Below are 1188 nucleotides of genomic sequence, written 5' to 3'. Positions count from 1 at the left end.
CGGTGCTGGTGACCGGACGCCAGGTGCAGCAGGATGAGGACCTGGCGATACGCCGGGCCACCCGGAACATTGACAGTATGCTGACGGAGGCTGAGCAGGTGATGTCCATGAACCGGGCTTTCCTGGGTCAGCCCTGCACGCCGCAGCTGGCCCGCCAGCTCGGCCGTTCGGCGGCCCTGAGTCCGCATGTGCGGGATGTCAGGCTGCTGCAGAATAACGCCACCGTCTGCGCCTCCCTGGGTGGGGCACCGGACCTGCCAGCCCTGCCGGCAGCGTCCAGGGTGCGACCGGCTCTGTTGCTGACCCCCGGCGACGCGCTCACGCCGGCAGCCTCGCTGCTGGTGATGGTGCAGCAGTATCCGGAAGGGAGTGTGGCTGTGAGCCTGAACGGTCTCTTTCTGCGTCAGGCGTTGCGGGCCACGCCTGACCTCCCTGGCCTGCTGTTTCGGGCCGGCGGGGTGGAGATGGGGGCGGACGGGGTGGTGCATCACGCACCGGAAGGTGTTGCTGACAGCCCTCCTGCCTCCGGTCAGTATGCGTTTACGCTGGTGACCGACCCCCGCAGCCCGGTGCGGGACCGCAGCCTGCTGCGTGACGCCCTGCCGTGGACAGTGCTGTGCCTGCTGGCGACGGCGGCAGCCACATGGCTCTGTCATGTATGGCTGCACCGGCGAAGCCGCGAGGATATCCGCCTGCGGCGGGCCATTAAGGCCGGGGACATCCGCCCCTGGTATCAGCCGGTGGTGGACAGCCGTACCGGTGAGCCGGCGGGCTGCGAGGTGCTGGCCCGCTGGCACACGCCGGGAGGTGAGGTGATGCCCCCCGACCGTTTTATTCCCCTGGCCGAGCGCAGCGGGCTGATAGTCCCCCTGACCCGCAGTTTACTGATGCAGGTGGCGCGTGAACTCGGTGCGCGCCGGCAGGTACTCCCGCCTGCATTTCATCTCGCCTTTAACCTGAGTGCTGCCCATGCGGGCGACCGCACCCTGCTTCAGACCTGTCGGGCGCTGCAGGCCGCGCTGCCGGGCGTCATTCTGGTGGCTGAGATTACCGAGCGGGAGCGCTTTGAGCCCTCCGTTCGTCTGCCGGACCTGCTCCCGGCACTGCGTGCCGCCGGTGTCCGGGTGGCACTGGATGATTTCGGCACCGGGTATGCCGGCCTCAGCACCCTGGACCAGCTTCCGGTGG

General features: G+C 68.6%; 2 protein-coding genes. One reads left to right on the top strand and one right to left on the bottom strand.

Going from position 1 to position 1188, the window contains the following annotated elements; translation table 11 throughout:
• A partial coding sequence (locus ACERY3_RS25260; protein ID WP_373226793.1) for a hypothetical protein occupies positions 1-188 on the bottom strand: 188 nt, incomplete at its 3' end.
• On the opposite strand from ACERY3_RS25260, the gene ACERY3_RS25255 reads away from it, so the two are divergent.
• Positions 99-1188, top strand: a 1090-nt coding sequence (locus ACERY3_RS25255; protein WP_373226792.1) for an EAL domain-containing protein, incomplete at its 3' end; no start/stop codon positions are given. The genes ACERY3_RS25260 and ACERY3_RS25255 overlap by 90 nt on opposite strands.

Origin of the sequence: Enterobacter cloacae complex sp. ESBL7 (assembly GCF_041679625.1) — a bacterium.
In the GTDB taxonomy this organism is placed as follows: domain Bacteria; phylum Pseudomonadota; class Gammaproteobacteria; order Enterobacterales; family Enterobacteriaceae; genus Enterobacter; species Enterobacter asburiae_B.
This window is presented reverse-complemented; position numbering and strand designations above follow the sequence as displayed.